General features: G+C 66.9%; 12 protein-coding genes and 1 pseudogene. 3 read left to right on the forward strand and 10 right to left on the reverse strand.

What is annotated here, in order from left to right:
• The 7 genes and pseudogenes from AC1EJR_RS26280 to AC1EJR_RS26310 all read right to left on the reverse strand — a co-directional run.
• Window positions 1–531, reverse strand: a pseudogene (locus AC1EJR_RS26280) (flagellar hook-length control protein FliK); the annotation flags it as partial.
• A 77-nt stretch (window positions 532–608) separates the two neighbouring features.
• The gene (locus tag AC1EJR_RS26285) at window positions 609–941 is read right to left on the reverse strand and encodes a flagellar protein FliT (protein ID WP_092295446.1); all 333 of its coding nucleotides are present in this window, start codon (window positions 939–941) and stop codon (window positions 609–611) included.
• A gap of 1 nt (window position 942) precedes the next feature.
• A complete protein-coding gene (gene fliS / locus AC1EJR_RS26290; RefSeq protein ID WP_092295443.1) occupies window positions 943–1,392 on the reverse strand; it encodes a flagellar export chaperone FliS in 450 nt (149 codons plus the stop codon).
• A gap of 16 nt (window positions 1,393–1,408) precedes the next feature.
• The gene (gene fliD / locus AC1EJR_RS26295) at window positions 1,409–2,824 is read right to left on the reverse strand and encodes a flagellar filament capping protein FliD (RefSeq protein WP_477147798.1); all 1,416 of its coding nucleotides are present in this window, start codon (window positions 2,822–2,824) and stop codon (window positions 1,409–1,411) included.
• 48 nt (window positions 2,825–2,872) lie between these two features.
• Window positions 2,873–3,250 carry a flagellar protein FlaG gene (locus AC1EJR_RS26300; RefSeq protein WP_477147799.1) on the reverse strand — a complete coding sequence of 126 codons (378 nt, stop codon included), beginning with the start codon at window positions 3,248–3,250 and terminating at the stop codon, window positions 2,873–2,875.
• Window positions 3,251–3,377: 127 nt separating this feature from the next.
• Window positions 3,378–4,568 (reverse strand): FliC/FljB family flagellin, encoded by a 1,191-nt coding sequence (locus AC1EJR_RS26305; protein WP_477147800.1) that lies wholly within the window; start codon window positions 4,566–4,568, stop codon window positions 3,378–3,380.
• Between the two features lie 237 nt (window positions 4,569–4,805).
• On the reverse strand, window positions 4,806–5,126 hold the full coding sequence (locus AC1EJR_RS26310) for an RNA chaperone Hfq (RefSeq protein WP_092295431.1): 321 nt from the start codon (window positions 5,124–5,126) through the stop codon (window positions 4,806–4,808).
• A 116-nt stretch (window positions 5,127–5,242) separates the two neighbouring features.
• Here AC1EJR_RS26310 and AC1EJR_RS26315 point away from each other — a divergent pair, with 116 nt between their 5' ends.
• The 3 genes from AC1EJR_RS26315 to AC1EJR_RS26325 all read left to right on the forward strand — a co-directional run bounded on the left by AC1EJR_RS26315 (window position 5,243) and on the right by AC1EJR_RS26325 (window position 9,754).
• The gene (locus AC1EJR_RS26315) at window positions 5,243–5,464 is read left to right on the forward strand and encodes a hypothetical protein (RefSeq protein WP_092295428.1); all 222 of its coding nucleotides are present in this window, start codon (window positions 5,243–5,245) and stop codon (window positions 5,462–5,464) included.
• A 581-nt stretch (window positions 5,465–6,045) separates the two neighbouring features.
• Window positions 6,046–8,004: a methyl-accepting chemotaxis protein gene (locus AC1EJR_RS26320; protein WP_477147801.1), complete on the forward strand. Its 1,959-nt coding sequence runs from the start codon at window positions 6,046–6,048 to the stop codon at window positions 8,002–8,004.
• A gap of 169 nt (window positions 8,005–8,173) precedes the next feature.
• Entirely contained in the window at window positions 8,174–9,754 is a 1,581-nt protein-coding gene (locus AC1EJR_RS26325) for an MDR family MFS transporter (protein WP_477147802.1), read from the forward strand.
• A 13-nt stretch (window positions 9,755–9,767) separates the two neighbouring features.
• Here AC1EJR_RS26325 and AC1EJR_RS26330 read toward each other — a convergent pair whose 3' ends face one another.
• From AC1EJR_RS26330 to AC1EJR_RS26340, 3 genes are all read right to left on the reverse strand, one after another.
• A complete protein-coding gene (locus AC1EJR_RS26330; RefSeq protein WP_441592379.1) occupies window positions 9,768–10,691 on the reverse strand; it encodes an oxygenase MpaB family protein in 924 nt (307 codons plus the stop codon).
• A 66-nt stretch (window positions 10,692–10,757) separates the two neighbouring features.
• Window positions 10,758–11,795 carry a cytochrome d ubiquinol oxidase subunit II gene (locus AC1EJR_RS26335; RefSeq protein WP_092295417.1) on the reverse strand — a complete coding sequence of 346 codons (1,038 nt, stop codon included), beginning with the start codon at window positions 11,793–11,795 and terminating at the stop codon, window positions 10,758–10,760.
• Window positions 11,792–13,177 carry a cytochrome ubiquinol oxidase subunit I gene (locus tag AC1EJR_RS26340; protein WP_441592381.1) on the reverse strand — a complete coding sequence of 462 codons (1,386 nt, stop codon included), beginning with the start codon at window positions 13,175–13,177 and terminating at the stop codon, window positions 11,792–11,794. The genes AC1EJR_RS26335 and AC1EJR_RS26340 overlap by 4 nt, the downstream gene beginning before the upstream one ends.
• Window positions 13,178–13,179: the final 2 nt, after the last annotated feature.

Consider the following 13,179-nt stretch of genomic DNA (forward strand, 5'->3'; position numbering starts at 1 on the left):
CGGTGGCGTCGCGGCGGGCGGGGCCGTCTGGGCCGGCGGGGCGGGCTGGCGCAGGCCGGCCTGCGGCTCCTGCAGCAGGGCCGACAGCGGGCGCTGGCCCACTACCCATTGCGCCACATGCGATTCGTAGAACAGGCCGCTCTGGTCGACCAGCGTGGCGAGCGCGGCGGACAGCGTGGCGGCCGACGCGTTGCCCGCGCCGGGCGCGGTGGCCAGCAGCGGGGCGCGCGTCTGCAGCGGCTGCGCATCGCCCGATTCGAACAGGTCGAGGATGGCGCGCGCCGCGAAGCTCAGGGTCTCGCGCGTGGAGGTGGTCAGCGCGTTGCCGCGCGCGTCCATGGCGCCGGGGCCGACCGCGCTGGGCGGCCGGGCCTGGACGGTCTCGCCCGTGGACGACTGCACGTCGCCCTGCGAGACGTCGTGCACCGGCATCAGCGCCGCGAGCTTGTCGATGGCCAGCGCCGGGCGCGAGAGTTGCGTGTCCGGTGCAGCGTGGGGCACCAGGGCCGCCGGGATTTGGATGCCAGTCATGGGCGCGTGTCAGCGGATGGCGATGGACGTGATACGCGTCGGTCGATCCCTTCCGCAAGCACGGAAGGGCAGTGGATTCAGGCGGCGGCGCCGTAGGCGGCGGACAACTCGAGCTTGCGGCGCGAGCTGTTCAGCAGTTCGCCCAACTGGGCCAGGCGCGGCATGGTCAGGTCGCGGATCCGGGCGTCGTAGGCCAGGATGCGCTCCAGCAACTGGAAGCGGCGCAGGCGTTCGTTGTCGGAGAACGGCTTGGTGTGGTCGAGCAGGCGCAGGCGATCCACTTCGGCCATGTAGACCTGCTGGAGATCGTTGAGCGCATCCCAGTTGGACGCGCGCGCGGCTTCGAGCATCTGCTCCGAGAGCACCAGCAGCTCTTCGTAGCTTCTGACGATGGGGGACATATCGAACATCTCAGGATTCCTGCAGGGCCGGCTGCGTGATGGCGGTCGGTGCAGCGGGCTCGGCGTCAGTGGGCGCTGCCGGGTCGATGGCGGTCCAGGCCGAGGCAAGATTCTCGAGCAGGGCATCCACTTCCGACAGCAGGGTAGCGTCGCCGCGCAGGTTGGCCAGCATCAGGCGACGGGTCATGTATTCGTACAGCGATTCGAGGTTGGCGGAGATTTCCCCGCCCGCCTCGTGGTCCAGCACCGCGCGCAGCCCGTTGTCGATGATGTTGATAGCCTTGGAGATGGCATTGCCGCGCGCCTCCAGCTCGCCATTGTCCAGGTGGAACCTGGCACGGGCGATGGCCGAGCGGGCGCCGTCGTACAGCATCGCGATCAGCTTGTGCGGGCTGGCGCTCATGACCCCGGTCTGTACACCGACCTGGGCATAGGCATTGATGGCTTGGCGCGCGAACATGGTGAACTCCGGTGACTTACTTGCTGCTGGTGCCGTTCATGGCCGCGAACTGCTGCGTCAGGTAGCTGCTGGTCTGGTTCAGCTTCGACACCAGCAGGTCCAGCTGCGTGAACTGCGCGCGGTAACGGTCCATCGTCGACGTGACGCGGTCCTGCGTCGCCGTGTACTTGTCTTCCAGATCCTTCAGCGTGGCGGTGATGCCGTCGGTGGCTGCCGTCAGTGCGCCGGAGGTGCCGTTCAGCGAGTCGACATAGTCGGTGATGGTCTTGCCCATACCGGCCGAACCATCCACACCCGAGAAGAACTTGGTCAGGTCCTGGAAGTTGTCCGAGAGCGCCTTGTTCAGCTTGTCGTCGTCKATTTCCAGCTTGCCAGCGTTGCCGGTGGTCACGTTGAACTCGATGCCGAGATCGGACAGCGTGACCGAGCCGCCGTTGCCGTCGGACATCGGGGTGGTCAGCATCGAGCGCAGGCGCGTGGCGATATTGCGCAGCGTGCCGTMGCCGTTCAGTGCGCCAGCCGTGCCGGCATCGGTGTCGAACGTGGTCAGCGAGCCGACGGCCGACAGGATGTTGTTGTACGCGGTGACAAAGCCTTGCACGCTGGCCTTGATCGACGCATCGTCGCGCGTCACGTTCATGGTCGTGGTGCCGGTGGACTTCAGCGTCAGGGTCACGCCCTGGGCCGCGCCCTGCACGGTGTTGCTCTGGCTGGTGACGTCGATACCGTTGATCTTCAGCGTGGCGTTGGCAGCGGCCACCTTCTCGGACATGCCGTTCGGCTGCGTGGCCACGGCCGGGTCATAGGCCACGATGTCGCTCACGGCGCTGTCGCTGGCGCTGATACGCATGCCGGACTGGGTGCCGGTCTTGTTGGACGTCAGCACAATATGGTAGGGCGTGCCGCTGCCGTCGTTGATGATACTGGCGGTGACGCCGATATTGGCCTTGTTGATCGAGTCGCGGATGCCTTCCAGCGAGGTATCGGAKCCGATCGTCACCGTCTTGGTGCTGGTGGGCGTGCCGCCCGTGGCGAGGTCGGCGCCGAAGTCCACCGTGATGGTGCCGCCGCCGATGGCAGCGGTCTTGTCGGCCACCGACTTCGAGACCAGCGATTGCGCGGCGGCCAGCGAGGACACGTTGATGTTGTAGCTGCCTGCCACGGCGGTAGCGTCGGTGGCGGCGCTGAGCACGCTATCCGAGCCCACGGCGGCCTTGACGGCGCTCCACGTKGCGGCGGTGTTCAGCGTCTTGGCGGCGGCCGAATAGGCATCCAGCACGCTCTTGATGGTGCCGTAGCCGGACAGCTTGGCCTGGTAGCTCTTGGCCTGGTTGTTGATCTGCGTGAGCGGAAGTTCTTCCGCTGCCTGGAGCTTGTCGAGCAGCGTTTGCAGCTCGAGGTTGGAACCGATACCGATGGAAGAGATTGCCATGACTGTTCTACCTATTGTTATTTGTMTTCAACTGGGTGATTGCAGAGGTCAGACGGCGTGGCTCACGAACAGGCCCTGGAGCTTGTCGATCGCGCGCGCCAGGCGCACAACGTCTTCATTCGGCATTTGCCGGATGATCTCGCCCGTCTCCTTGTCGAAAACCGTGGTGATGACGCGGTGCGTCTGGTCGTCGATGGCGAAGCGCAGGCCAATGGAGGTGGTCTTCAGCACGTCCACCAGCTCCTGCACCGCGGTGGCGGTGTTTTCAGGCGCATCGGCGGCGGGCCGGGTGTCCKCGCGGTCGGCTTCATGCGACGGGCGAACGGCTTTTACCGTGGCGGTCGGGGCGGCGGAAGCCGGCGCGATGGCCACGGTGTCGGCGGGAATGCGGGCCGCCGGAGTGGAAACGGGATTGGGAGTTGCCATGGTTTGCTCCGTCCGGTGAGGCGAGGGGTTCTGCTCGGTTGAAACGCTTTGCAGGCAGTGGGCTGCCTGCAAAACATTCCGGCAAAAAAGCCGGGCCTTGCGGCCCGGCCTTCTTGCGGTGCGGCGATTAACGCAGCAGCGACAGCACGTTTTGCGTGGTCTGGTTCGCTTGCGACAGCACCGAGGTACCAGCTTGTTGCAGGATCTGCGCGCGGGTCATGTTCGACACTTCCGTTGCGTAGTCAGCGTCTTCGATGCGCGAACGCGAAGCCGACAGGTTGTTCACCGTCGTGCTCAGGTTGTTGATCGTCGACTCGAAGCGGTTTTGCACAGCACCCAGGCTCGAACGCAGGCTGTCAACCGAAGCCAGTGCGGAGTCCAGCGTCTTCAGCGGGTCAACCGTGGCAGCTTGTTGGAAGTCCGAAGCTTGCAGCGAAGCGCCCTTGATCGTGAAGCCGGCGGTGGAACCCGACACCGAAGCGTCGCTCGGCTTGACGGCGATGTACATCGTCGTCGAGGTAGCCGTACCGTTGCCAGCCAGGCCCTTCGAGGACAGAGCGGCGTCGTCGGCGGCGGTCAGGCCGGTCATGCTCACTTGCACGAACCAGTTGCCCTTCGAATCCGTCACGACGGATTGCGAGTTGATGGCTGCCGAGGTGTTCAGGCCCAGAGCGCGCTGGATGTCAGCGGCGGCGATGCCGGTTGCCGAAGCAGCCGTCACCGGGGTAGCGGAACCCAGAGCCGTTTGAGCGGCGGCGGAACCGATCGAAGCCGTGGCACCTTGCGGGCCGGCAACGCTGAAACCAGCGACGCCCAGGGTCTTCGAGGTGATTTCCTTCAGGGCGATCGAGATGGTTTCGCTGTCGTTGGCGCCAACCTGGATCGACATGTTCTGGTCCTTGGCCAGAACCTTGACACCGTTGAACTGGGTCTGAGCCGACACGCGGTCGATTTCCGACAGACGTTGCTTGATTTCGTCCTGGATCGACTTCAGGTCCGAACCCGAGTTCGTACCGTTGGCGGCTTCCACCGACAGTTCACGGATACGTTGCAGGTTGTTGTTGACTTCGCTCAGGGCGCCTTCGGTCGTTTGCRCGATCGAGATACCGTCGTTGGCGTTACGCGAAGCTTGCGTCAGGCCCTTGATGTTGGCGGTGAAGCGGTTGGCGATGGCTTGACCAGCAGCATCGTCCTTGGCGCTGTTGATGCGCAGGCCCGACGACAGGCGCTGGATCGCGGTGTTCAGCGACGATTGCGACGTGTTCAGGTTGCTCTGCGTTTGCAGCGACAGAATGTTGGTGTTGATGACTTGCGCCATGGTACGACTCCTATATGCAATGTTTTAGGCATTCCGGCGGGTGCCGTAACGTTGGCTGCCTGCGTTGCAGGGCGTAGAGTGCCTCCGTTGCAAGGGTTATCGACAGGGCGGTAGGAGACTTTAGAGTGATCTTTGCGAGAGTTTGCGGGCGCTGCCCGGAACCCCCGGCGTTATTGCGGATGGCGKCCGGYCCGGGGAATGGGCGGGGCGCCGCCGKCGCAGGCCGGCCTGGCGGCGTCAGCGGCGCTTGCGGGTGCGCGGTATATATAGACGCACAAAATCCGGCGACGCCTCGGCGTCCAGCACCGCTGCGTCGGCTTCCGGCGCGTGCGCCGGCGTCACCACGGTAATGGCGCGCTTGTAGACCACCGTGGGCATGGGATCCTCGCCCGTTTTGCCCAGCAGAATCATGTAATTGTCCGAGGCCAGCACGATCCCGGTCAGCCGCGTGCCATTCGAGAGGTGCACGATGACGGTATTGCGGCTGGCGCTGTGGGCCGCAAAGTGCAGATGCTGCAACTTTCGGCTGGGACGGGGAACCTTTTTTTCCTGCTTCACAACTTCTCCGGAAGAGCCCGCGAGGGTTCTGGCGGCGGTCAACGGTCCGAGGACCAGGCGCATGGATCGAGGTCGCACTAAAAGTGACGGATGGCGCGCCCTGATCCCGGCGAGATATGAAACATTCGCTCTCGGAGCCGGGGCAGGGGCTCACCTTCATCACGTTAACGGGCGCGCACACCGAACGGTTGAATGGCGCCATCCGGCCGAGCAATTCGGCCGGCCTTGCGAGGAGAGAAGGGGAATACTTCAGCCGGGAGGGTAACAAAGTTTTACAAGTGTTGACAAAGTTGGCCCGCGAACAATGCCTAGAGGTAAAGCTCTATTTATTTTATTGATGCAGTCGGTGTGATTGAAGTAGCACCTTCGTGGTCGGCGCCTGACAGAAAAGCAACGTTTGGGTCGCAATCCGCTCGCACTAAAGCTTTCTGGGACGCTGCCGATAACTGCCGATATGCCCGAATGTGCGGCATGGCATGACATGGAACGCGAAAGTGCTCAATTCGTTACAGCCGCCATCAGGGCATTCCCTGATAGAAGCCTCATTTACACCTCATGTAAGCAGGTTTATATTCCGGGGTTCGGACCGGTTTACCCCCGGTCTTTCACAGCAGTCCTGAAAGCCTACGAGCACCCCGCGCGTGGGCTTCTTTTTTTTGCCCTCGTCGTTTCGTCGCGGTCTGTTGCCGCAGTGGCCGTGATCGGCCGGGCCGGAGTGCCCGGAACAGATTAGACGCCAGTCGTTGACGCGGCAATTTGACGAACTGCCGGCACTTTTCCCCCTATTTCGATTTTCCGCTCAAGAAGCGCACCGGCCTGCCCGATAGCGCTGATGGCGACACCCGGATTCCGGTGGACGCTAGACGTACATCCAACATCGAAAAAGAGAGAAAGGTACGCTGAGATGGGCTTGCGAAACATGGGTATCGGGGCACGACTGTCCCTGGCATTCTGTGCGGTGGTGTTGCTGCTGGCGGCCGTAGCGGCCGTGGGCGTGACGGCGCTGCGCGGGATGAACGATGCGATGCACCAGGCGGTGGAGCAGCGCCTGCTGCGCGTCATCGACCTGAACCACGTGAAGGAAGGGGCGCTGCAGATCGGTGTGCTGGTGCGCGACGCCACGCTGACCGAGGATCCGGCGCTGGCCGCCCAGAACATCGACAAGGTGAACAAGCTGCGCGACGAGATGCGCGCCAGCCTGGAAACCCTGGCCAAGATCATCGAGGCCAGTGGCCGGGCCGAGTCCAAGGCCATGTTCGAGCAGCTCAACCAGACCCGGACCACCTACAACGGCCAGCTCGACCTCGTCATGCAACAACTGCGCGGTGGCGACTTCAATAGCGCCCGCGCCGGCCTGATCGTGACGCTGCCGGCGGCGCAGGGCGCCTATTTCGACAAACTCGACGAAGCCGCCGCGTCTGGCCGGAAGATGGCCATCGACGCCGTGGCCGAGGCTTCCGACCACTATGTCTTTGCCCGCAACCTGCTGATCGGCCTGGCGGCCGCCGCCGCCGCGATCGCCGCGCTGCTGGGCCTGGCCATCACCCGCTCGGTGACGCGGCCCGCCGGCCAGGCGCTGGACGCCGCCGAGGCGCTCGCCCAGGGCCGCCTGGGCCACGCCATCGCCGTGCGCACCCAGGATGAGATGGGCCGCATGCTTGGCGCGATGGAACGCGCCTTCGGCCAGCTTGGCGTGCTGGTACGCGGCATCCAGCAGGCCGCCGGCTCGATCGACACGGCAGCGCGCGAGATTTCCAGTGGCAATACCGATCTCTCCCAGCGGACCGAGCAGCAGGCGGCCTCGCTCGAGGAGACCGCCGCCTCGATGGAGGAATTGACCTCCACGGTGCGCCAGAACGCCGAGAACGCCCGCCAGGCCAACCAGCTGGCGGTCAACGCCTCGGATGTGGCCACGGAAGGCGGCCGGGTGGTGCGCAGCGTGGTCGACACCATGGATGGCATCTCGAAATCCTCCGCACGCGTGGCCGAGATCATCAGCGTGATCGAGGGCATCGCCTTCCAGACCAACATCCTTGCGCTGAACGCGGCTGTGGAAGCGGCCCGCGCCGGCGAGCAGGGCCGGGGCTTCAGCGTGGTGGCGGCCGAGGTGCGCAGCCTGGCGCAGCGCTCGTCGTCGGCAGCCAAGGAGATCGGCGAACTGATCAACAGCTCGGTGCGCCAGGTGCAGGACGGCGCCAAGCAGGTGGAAGTGGCCGGAAAGACCATGGACGACATCGTCGGCGCCGTGCGTCGTGTGACCGACATCATGGGCGAGATCAGCGCGGCCAGCGAGGAGCAGACCGCCGGCATCGAGCAGGTCAGCCTGGCGATTACCCAGATGGAATCGGTGACGCAGCAGAACGCGGCGCTGGTGGAGCAGGCCAGCGCGGCGGCCGAGAGCCTGATGCAGCAGGCCGGCGGGCTGGTGTCCGAGGTGGCGCGCTTCGACCTGGGCGGCGTGCGCGCCCCCGAGGCGCGCGCGCCCCAGGCCGTGATGACGGCCGCGCCGCGCATGGCCGCCCCGGCCAAGCTCCCGGCAAAGACCCCGGCCCTGGCTGCGCCGGCCCCCGCCCGTGTGCGGGCCATCAGCCGTCCGGCAGCGCCTGCGCTGCCGGCCAAGGCATCGCCTGCCCCGGCCCCAGCCCCCGCACCCCGCAGCGCTCGCGCCCCGGCCGTGCCGGCGGCGGTGCGTCCGCCGGTGGCGCGCAAGCCGCAKCCGTCGGTGCTGGCCGCGCGCCAGCCGGCCACGCCCGCCAAGCCGCGTCCGGCAGTGACGCCCCAGCGCAAGGAGCCCGTGCTGTCCACGCCGGCCCGCCGCCGTCCCGCAGCCGCGCCCGCGCCTGCCACGGTCGAGGCTGGCGACTGGGAAACGTTCTGATCGACCGTCCCCACTTTCAGGCGGCGCCAGCGTCGCCTGAAAGCCGCCTGTAAGCCGGGCGGCACTTCGGCAAGCAGGGCCGGCGGCATGCGCCTACAATACCGGCTCTCCTTGACCAGACAAGAGCAGACACGGCCGGTCGCGCCGCCGTCTGCCACGCAGGCCTTCCATGTCCGCCCCTTCCGTGCCGCCTCCCCAGCAGTCATCCCCCCAGCCGTCCCTCCGGTCACCTGACGCCTCGCCGCCAGACGTGCCCGTCATGCAGGTGCTGTTCGGCCTGATGCTGGCCATCCTGCTTGGCGCGCTGGAACAGTCGATCGTGGCCGTGGTGCTGCCGGACATCGCGCTGCAGCTCAACGGCTTCGAGGATATGGCCTGGGTGATCTCGGCGTATCTCGTTGCCTCCACCGTGGTGACGCCGATCTACGGCAAGCTGTCCGACGTGCTCGGGCGCCGCTCCGTCCTCTCGTTCTCCATCATCCTGTTCCTGCTGGCGTCGATTTTCTGCGCCATGGCCACGACCATGCCGATGCTGATCCTCGCCCGCATCCTCCAGGGCCTGGGTGGCGGCGGGCTGATCTCGGTCTCGCAGGCGACCATCGCCGATGTGGTGCCGCTGCGCGAGCGTGGCCGCTATCAGGGCTATGTGAGCGGGGTCTGGGCCGTGGCGAGCATGGCCGGGCCGGTCATCGGCGGCTACCTGGCGCATTTCCTGTCCTGGCGCTGGATCTTCTGGATCAACATCCCGCTGTCCCTGCTGGCGCTGGTGGTGGTGCGCCGCGCGCTGCGCCACCTGCCCGTGKGCGGGCGCCGGCACCGCATCGACTACCTCGGCGCGCTGCTGTTCGGCGGCGGGCTCTCGGGCGTGCTGGTGTTCCTGACCCGTCTGGGGCAGGGCCACTCGCCGCTGGAATTCCAGACCCTCGGCCTGCTGGTGGCCGGCGTCGTCGGCATGGTGCTGTTCATCTGGCAGGAGCGGCGCGCCGTCGACCCGGTGATTCCGCTGTCGATGCTGCGCGTGCCCACGGTGGCCATCTGCTGCACCACGCTGTTCCTGTGCTTCTTCCAGCTGATTGCGATGTCGGTGTTGCTGCCGCTGCGCTTCCAGGTGGTGGGCGGCGCCCATGCCGACACCGCCGCGCTGCGGCTGGTGCCGCTGACGCTGGCGATTCCGTTCGGCGCCTATATCTCCGGGCGGCTGATGTCGTGGAGCGGCCGTTACAAGCCGATGCAGCTGGCCGGCTCGATCATCGCGCCGCTGGCCATCGTGGCGCTGGCGTTCATGCCGCCGCAGGCCGTGATGGCGTCCGCGCTGGTGATGATCGTGCTCGGGCTCTCCATCGGGCTCCAACTGCCGAGCGGGCTGGTTGCCACGCAGAATTCGGTGCCGCCGCAGCAGGTGGGCATCGCCACGGCGCTGACGGCTTTCTCGCGGCTGCTGGGCGGGGCGGTGGGCGTGGCCGTGCTGACCACGGTGCTGATCGCCCTGCTGCGTCATAGCGGGATGGCCGTGAGCGACCTGAGCGGCGGCGAGGATGTGCTGATGAGCATGTTCCGGCGCGCGATGGGCGCGGCCAACGATGGCGACGCCGCGGCGGTGCGCGTGGCGGCCGAGCAGGCGTTCCGCACGCTGTTCCTGTTTAGCGCGGCAGTGTCCGTGATCGCCCCGTTCCTGGTGATGCGGCTGCGCGAGACCACGCTGCGCGGCAGCCCGGTTGCCGCTACGGCCGCGGCCAGCGCGGCGGAATAACCCGGCTTACCTGTTACGCGCTGCGCGCCACGCGCCGCCGGGCGCGGGCTGCCAGCCCGGGGCCGAGCACCCAGCGCAAGGTGGGCGCCAGCGCGCCCATCGCCGGCACGGCCAGGGTCCGGCGCACCGAGCGCCGGTGCAGCCCGAGCGCCTCGCGCGCCCAGGACGGCAACAGCGCCACGCCGGCATCGGCCATGGTCCGCACGGCCGGCACCAGCATCGGATTGGCCACCGGCATCGCCATCACCAGTCGCACCACTTCGCGCGTGCGCTCACTGTTAACTAAATAGGGACGCTGGGCTTCCAGGTAGGCGTGTACCTCGGCGCGGGATCTCGGCACGTCCGGCGCGCCCAGCAGGGCGGCCACGGTGGCTTCCTCGGCGTAGTAGCGGTCCTGATCGGCGGCCGAGAGCGGGCCGACATAGCGCAGGTATCCCGCCAAGAAACTCGACACTTCGGCCACATGCACCCAGGTCAGCAGCGCGGGGTCGTCGGCGGCGTAGGGCTGGCCGTTTGGCGCGAGGCCGCTGATATTGGCGTGGATGTGGCGCACGCGCTCGATCAGCCGCATGGCGTCCGCACGGCTGCCGTAGGTGGTGCCGGCGATGAACTGCGCGGTGCGGCCGAGCCGGCCCTGCATGTCCGTGCGGAAGGTGGAGTGGTCCCACACGCCGGCCAGCGCCAGCGGATGCAGCGCCTGGAGCAGCAGCGCGCTGACGCCGCCGGCCAGCATCGCCGGGAAATCGCCATGCACGCGCCAGCAGACCGCATCGGGGCCGAACAGGCCGGGATCGCCCGGCGGGTTGTCGTAGTCGATCGACAGGCCGGAGTTGCTGCGTGTGAGCGCGCGCACCTGCGCGCCGGCATGGCTGCGCAGGCGGGTCAGCAGCGGAGGGGTGGCGGGTTCCGTGGGGGGGCCGGGGACGCGTGAGGACATGCCGCTGGGGCGCCTCCCTGGCGCCCGGGGCCACGGGTCAATGAGTGGGGACGGATCAGTAGTAAATCAGTAGTAATGCAGGTCCGTGGCCTTGCCCCAGAATACACGGTACGCGTAGACCGTGTAACCCAGGATGGTGGGCAGCACCACCGCCGCGCCGATCAGGATCACTGCCAGCGATTCCGGCGCGCTGGCGGCCTGCCAGATGTCGATCTGATCCACCACGAGGTAGGGGAACAGGCTGTAGGCCAGGCCGTTGAACGCCATCAGGAAGATCACCGCCGTGCCAGCGAACGGCACCCAGCACCAGCGGTCGTTGCCGCGCGCGTGCAGGTCGCGCATCTTGCGCAGCAGCCGCTCCACCCCCACGAACACGCCCAGCGTAATCAGCGGAATCGGCGCCAGCAGGATGATGTTGGGCAGCGAGAACCATTTCTCGAAGATCCGCGCGCTGACCAGCGGCGTGACCACCGAGATGGCTGCCACGCCCAGCGCCGTCAGCCACAGGCTGCGCCGCGCCCAGTAGATGGCGCGCAGTTGCAGGCTGCCGGTGGTCTTCATGATCAGCCAGCTCGCGCCGAGCAGGCAGTAGCCGGCCACCAGGCACAGCCCCACGGCCACCGCGAACAGCAGGTTCGGCAGGTCGTAGCGGAAGCCGGTGATATAGAGGCCGAGCATCAGCCCCTGCGAGAAGCTGGCCAGCAGCGAGCCCGCATAGAACGCGAAGTTCCACCATGGCTTGTGCGGATCGCGCGCCTTGACGCGGAAGTCGAACGCCACGCCGCGGATGATCAACCCCGCCAGCATCATCGCCACGGGCAGGTAGAGGTGGGTCAGGATGGCGCCGTGCGCGAGCGGGAAGGCCGTCAGCAGCAGCCCCACGCCGAGCACCAGCCAGGTTTCGTTGGCATCCCAGAACGGGCCGATCGAGGCGATCATGCGGTCCTTGTCCGCATCGTCAGCCCGGCGCAGCAGCACGCCCACGCCGAGGTCGTAGCCGTCCAGGATCACGTAGATCAGCATCGCCAGCCCCATCAGGGCCAGGAAGACCAGCGGCATCCAGCCGGCCGGCTGGGTCAGGTCGGGAAGGGTGGCCGGGTTCATGACTTGCTCCTGGGTTGGCCGGGAAGGACGGGTTGCGGTGTCTGGAAGGCGTCGGGCGCGGCGGTATCCTCCGGCGGGGCGCCGGCCTTGCGGGCGAGGTGGAACACCACCGAGATATAGGCCACGATCAGCGCCAGATAGAGCGCCAGGTACATCGCCAGCGTGCTGGCGATCATCGCGGCGGGCACCTTGGAGGCGGCCTGCGCCGTGGTCAGCACGCCGTAGACCAGATACGGCTGGCGGCCGATCTCGGTCACGTACCAGCCGGCGACGAGCGCCACCCAGCCGGAGAAGGTCATGGCCACCAGCGCGCGGGCCATCCACGGCGCGGGCTCGCCGCGCCGGCGGAACTGCCACGCGCCGATCCACGACACGGCCAGCATCAGCAGGCCCACGCCGACCATGATGCGGAAGGCGAAGAACAGCGGGGCCACGGGGGGATGGCGGTCCGGGAAGGCGTCGATGCCCTTGATTTCGCCCTCGAGGTCATGGGCGAGGTAGAGCGAGGCCAGCTTGGGAATGGCGATTTCGAAGTCGTTGGTCTGTGTGCGGGCGTTGGGAATGCCGAACAGCACAGCCGGCGCGCCCTTCTCGGTCTTCCAGATGCCCTCCATCGCGGCGATCTTGGCCGGCTGGTGATGGAGCGTATTCAGGCCGTGGAGGTCGCCCGCCACGATCTGCAGCGGGATCAGGATCGCCGCGAGCACCACGCCGGTCCGCATCGCATGGATGACATCGCGCCCATGGTCCCCGCGCAGCCAGCGGTAGGCCGAGACGCCGGCCAGCAGGAAGGCCACGGTCAGCCCGGACGCCAGCAGCATGTGGGTCAGGCGGTAGGGGAACGACGGATTGAAGATGACTTCGAGCCAGCTCGTGACGTGGGCGCGGCCATCGATCATCTCGAAGCCGGCCGGGGTCTGCATCCACGAATTCAGCGCGAGGATCCAGAACGCCGACAGCGTGGTGCCGCCCGCCACCAGCAGCGTGGCGATGGTGTGGGTGCGGTTGCTGACGCGCCGCATGCCGAACAGCATGATGCCGAGGAAGGTGGCCTCCAGGAAGAAGGCGGTCAGCACCTCGTAGGCCAGCAGCGGGCCGGCGATGTTGCCGACGGTTTCCATATAGCCAGGCCAGTTGGTGCCGAACTGGAAACTCATGGTGATGCCGCTGACCACGCCGAGCGCGAAAGTCAGGGCGAAGATCTTGACCCAGACGCGGTAGGCGGCCATCCAGCTTTCATCGCCGGTCTTGCCGTAGCGCAGCTTGAAGAACAGCAGCACCCAGCCCAGCGAGATGCTGATCGTGGGGAAAAGGATGTGGAACGTGATGTTGGCGGCAAACTGGATGCGCGCCAGCACCACGGGGTCGAGACTGGCAAACACGG

This window comes from Cupriavidus sp. 05T42, from assembly GCF_056396345.1.